General features: G+C 64.2%; 1 pseudogene. It reads left to right on the top strand.

The annotated features are described in order from the left end of the window. Positions 1 to 878 (top strand): annotated as a pseudogene (locus OI69_RS18440) (hypothetical protein); the annotation flags it as partial.

The raw sequence follows: 878 nt of genomic DNA, 5'->3' as shown, positions 1-878 counted from the left end.
GTTCGCCGGGGTAACGAACAGTCAGGGGCGGGACTGGACGTACGGCTTTGACTCCAGTGGACGGCTGAGCGAGGAGCGTCATTACGACGGTCGGGTGTACCGCTATCAGTATGATGTGGCAGACCGTCTGGTGGAGCGCGCCGCGCCGGATGGCAGTGCATTGCATTACGAACATGATGCAGCAGGACGGATAACGCGTATCACGGCACGCAAAGCGGATGGTGAAACGGACGGCATCACGGAACTGGCGTATGACGTGGCCGGTCGGTTGACCAAAGCCGCCAGCCCGGATGCGGTGGTGGAATACGCCTATAACCGGGCAGGGCAGGTGACGTCGGAAACGGTGAACGGCGAGGCGGTGCAAAGCGGTTATGACGCGGGCGGTCAGCGTGCGGTGGTGGAGGGGATTCTGGCGCCACTGCAACTGGGGTGGCAGTCGGGGCGGCTGTCGTCGCTGGGTATCGGTTCACACCAGCCGTTGCAGTTCAGCCACACGTCAGCGGGAGACGAGCAGCGGCGCAGTAACGGCAGCGGGTTCGCATTACGTCACGAATGGAGCCCGACGGGGCTGTTGCAGCGTCAGGCGCTGGAAGGGGCGGATGGTCGGGTGAATGACGTGCTGGAGCGCCGCTACCAGTACGATGTGCTGGACCGTCTGACGGGCATCAGCGACAGCCACTGGGGCGAGCAGGCGTTCCGGCTGAACGGCGCGGGTCAGGTGACAGCGGAGCGTCGTGATGAGGGACGGCGGCGTCAGGCGCGGCTGTTTGGCTACGACAGTGAACAGAACCTGTGCGAGGTGTCGCAGATAGCGCCGGGTCTGGGTGAAACGCTGAAGGTGCAGGATGCGGTGGTGCAGGCGTCGGCGCGATATGATG

Source organism: Pectobacterium fontis, assembly GCF_000803215.1.
GTDB classification, from domain to species: Bacteria; Pseudomonadota; Gammaproteobacteria; order Enterobacterales; family Enterobacteriaceae; genus Pectobacterium; species Pectobacterium fontis.
Note: the sequence above shows the minus strand (reverse complement) of the source record. Positions and strands in the feature narration are given on the sequence as shown.